The sequence below is a fragment of the Microbacterium sp. Bi128 genome, from assembly GCF_918698205.1.
The window spans coordinates 1-3,726 of sequence record NZ_CAKKMM010000432.1 but is presented as its reverse complement, the minus strand read 5'-3'; the positions used below and the strand labels follow the sequence as shown (position 1 = coordinate 3,726).

Sequence of the window (3,726 nt, the reverse complement as noted above, 5' to 3'; positions counted from 1 at the left end):
GTAAAAATCATCCTCGTTGATGATCTGGATGGGGGATCCGCGGACGAAACTGTCCGGTTTGGCCTTGACGGCGTCAGCTACGAAATTGACCTGTCGTCAAGCAATGCATCAGAACTGCGCTCCGCGGTGGACCGATTTGTGACGCACGCGCGCAAAACGTCAAGCGGACGCGCCACGCGCACGAAAATTTCCAGCGGACGGAATCAGGACTCTGCCCAGATCCGCCAGTGGGCACGGGACAACGGCTATGCGGTAAACAGCCGCGGACGCATCCAGGCTGAAATTCAGGAAGCCTACCAAAAGGCTAATTCCTAGCAGGGCCCGGCGTCAGGCCGCAGTGCCGGCACCGGCATGTGGGCGCAGTATCAAGCCGCAATCACGTTTCATGCCGTCGTAATCGAGCGACTGTCAAATGCCAATGCCCCCGTTATCTGACGGGGGCATTGCCATGCCGGCGTCGGTGCGCCCGTCCGGCAGATCGGCTCGCCCGTCCGGCGATGAACAGGCTCCGCCGCCCATGTTCCTCCCCTGCAGCATTTCCAGGCATATGTCCCGCACGAAGTGAACCATTTGCCGACGGTGGCCGCTATGGGGCCAGGCTTAGCGGCCATCTTCGTCAATTCGGGCACCTTTGCGCGGCCGACGGCGCCCGTCCGGCGGTGCGCCCGTCCACCCGGCCGGCCAGCTTGGCGGCCGGTTGCGCCCGTCCGGTGGGGTTCCGGACGGTTCTTGCCCCTTGCCGGGGACCCGGTCCGGGCGCGGTTGCGCAACCCTCCGGTTTCCCCTGTGGCGAACAAGCCCCAAATCTGGAACCCGGCCACGTAGCATCAAAGTACGTCGTAGCTAGGAGTGTGGCGAAATGTTTGAGCGATTTACGGACCGTGCCCGTCGCGTAGTTGTGCTTGCCCAAGAAGAGGCACGCATGCTGAACCACAATTACATTGGTACCGAACACATCCTCTTGGGTCTGATCCATGAGGGTGAAGGTGTTGCCGCCAAAGCCCTTGAATCCTTGAGCATTTCGCTCGACGGTGTCCGCGAGCAGGTCCAGGAGATCATCGGCCAGGGCCAGCAGGCGCCCTCCGGCCACATCCCCTTTAGCCCCCGCGCCAAGAAGGTCCTGGAGCTCTCGCTGCGCGAGGCGCTGCAGCTGGGCCATAACTACATTGGTACCGAGCACATCCTCCTCGGCCTTATCCGGGAGGGCGAAGGCGTTGCCGCCCAGGTGCTCGTCAAGCTCGGCGCAGACCTGAACCGGGTCCGCTCGCAGGTCATCCAGCTGCTCTCGGGTTACCAGGGCAAGGAAGCCACGGGCGCCGGTGTCGGCCCCGGGCAGGCTGAGGGGACCCCGGCCGGGTCCGTTGTCCTGGACCAGTTCGGCCGCAACCTGACCCAGGCGGCGCGCGAGAACAAACTGGACCCCGTGATCGGCCGCGAGCAGGAAATGGAACGCGTCATGCAGGTCCTTTCCCGCCGCACCAAGAACAACCCCGTGCTGATTGGTGAGCCCGGCGTCGGCAAGACCGCCGTCGTCGAGGGCCTGGCCCAGGCGATCGTCCGCGGCGACGTCCCTGAGACCATCAAGGACAAGCAGCTGTACACGCTGGACCTTGGGTCCCTCGTGGCCGGCTCCCGCTACCGCGGCGACTTCGAAGAGCGCCTGAAGAAGGTCCTCAAGGAGATCCGCACGCGCGGTGACATCATCCTGTTCATCGATGAGATCCACACCCTGGTGGGTGCCGGTGCCGCCGAAGGCGCCATCGATGCGGCCTCGATCCTGAAGCCCATGCTGGCCCGCGGCGAACTCCAGACCATCGGGGCCACCACGCTGGACGAATACCGCAAGCACATCGAGAAGGATGCCGCGCTGGAGCGCCGCTTCCAGCCGATCCAGGTCAAGGAACCCTCCGTCGCGCACGCGATTGAGATCCTCAAGGGCCTCCGCGACCGGTATGAGGCACACCACCGCGTCACCATCACCGACGGCGCCCTCGCCTCGGCGGCGGCCCTTTCCGAGCGCTACATCTCGGACCGCTTCCTGCCGGACAAGGCGATCGACCTGATCGACGAGGCAGGTGCGCGGCTCCGCATCCGCCGCATGACTGCCCCGCCGGAGCTCAAGATCATGGACGAGAAGATCGCCGCCATGAAGCTGGAGAAGGAATCCGCGATCGACGCGCAGGACTTCGAAGGCGCCGCGTCGCTGCGCGACAAGGAGCAGAAGCTCATTGCCGAGCGCGCCGAAAAGGAACGCCAGTGGAAGACCGGCGGCATGGACGACATCTCCGAAGTTGATGAAGACCTCATCGCTGAAGTGCTGGCGAACTCCACCGGCATACCGGTCTTCAAGCTGACCGAGGAAGAGTCCTCGCGCCTGCTGAAGATGGAAGACGAGCTCCACAAGCGCGTGGTCGGCCAGAACGAGGCCATCAAGGCCCTGTCCCAGGCGATCCGGCGCACCCGTGCAGGCCTCAAGGACCCCAAGCGTCCGGGCGGCTCCTTCATCTTCGCCGGCCCCACCGGCGTCGGCAAGACCGAACTGGCCAAGGCCCTCGCCGAGTTCCTGTTCGGCGAGGAAGACGCCCTGATCACCCTGGACATGTCCGAGTACTCGGAGAAGCACACGGTGTCGCGGCTCTTCGGTGCCCCTCCGGGCTACGTGGGCTACGAGGAAGGCGGCCAGCTGACCGAGAAGGTCCGCCGTCGTCCGTTCTCCGTGGTCCTGTTCGATGAAGTGGAGAAGGCGCACGCCGATCTCTTCAACTCGCTCCTGCAGATCCTGGAAGACGGCCGCCTGACCGACTCCCAGGGCCGCGTGGTGGACTTCAAGAACACCGTGATCATCATGACCACGAACCTCGGCACCCGGGACATCTCCAAGAGCGTTGCCACTGGCTTCCAGTCCGGCACGGACACGCAGACCGGCTACAACCGGATGCGGGCCCGGGTCACGGAGGAGCTCAAGCAGCACTTCCGCCCCGAGTTCCTGAACCGTGTTGACGATGTTGTGGTCTTCCCGCAGCTGACGCAGGACGAGATCATCGAGATCGTGGACATGTTCGTCGCCCGCCTGGAGAAGCGCCTCAAGGACAAGGACATGGGCATCGAGCTCACGTCCGCGGCCAAGGTGCTCCTGGCGACCCGCGGCTACGACCCCGCCATGGGTGCCCGGCCGCTGCGCCGCACCATCCAGCGCGAGATCGAGGACCAGCTCTCCGAGAAGATCCTCTTCGGCGAACTGCACGCCGGCGACATCGTGGTGGTGGACGTCGAAGGCGAAGGCGACGACGCGAAGGTCACCTTCGCCGGCAACGCCAAGCCGCGCATCCCGGAGATCGCTCCGAGCGTCTAAGCACCAGCAACATCGGCCCCGCTGCCCCGAAAGGGGCGGCGGGGCCTTTGCGTTGCCCGCCGTCGTGAACCATTTGCCAGAGATGGCCGCTATGGGAGCTGGCTTAGCGGCCATCTTCGGCGAACGGCGGACGGTGTCCGTGCTGAAGCGCCAGGGCCCGTCCCGCATGATTCGGGAGCCCTATCTGAAAGCAATGTTTCACTCTTAGTGAACGTTTTGTGATCGATGCCACATTCGGTGTTGAATCGGTGCATGGCTGCTAAGGACTCAGAGACCCTGAGCGAACAACCCGAGACCCCCTTCCACGATCTGGACCACTACCTCGCGATCCCCACAGTGACCGGTTTGACGCTGAGTCCGGACGGCGCCCGGCT

The 3,726-nt window shown here is 64.4% G+C and carries 2 protein-coding genes; both read left to right on the top strand.

Going from position 1 to position 3,726, the window contains the following annotated elements; all coding sequences use genetic code 11:
- Positions 1-315, top strand: a 315-nt coding sequence (locus LQV45_RS20460) for an Lsr2 family protein (RefSeq protein WP_230008589.1), incomplete at its 5' end; no start/stop codon positions are given.
- 544 nt (positions 316-859) lie between these two features.
- Complete coding sequence (locus LQV45_RS20455) at positions 860-3,352, top strand: ATP-dependent Clp protease ATP-binding subunit (protein WP_230008588.1); 2,493 nt, start codon at positions 860-862, stop codon at positions 3,350-3,352.
- The last annotated feature ends 374 nt before the right edge of the window (positions 3,353-3,726 follow it).

What these genes read in the sequence shown, in the direction of transcription:
- LQV45_RS20455 (WP_230008588.1), top strand. Translation starts at nt 860, where the DNA reads ATGTTTGAGCGATTTACGGACCGTGCCCGTCGCGTAGTTGTGCTTGCC.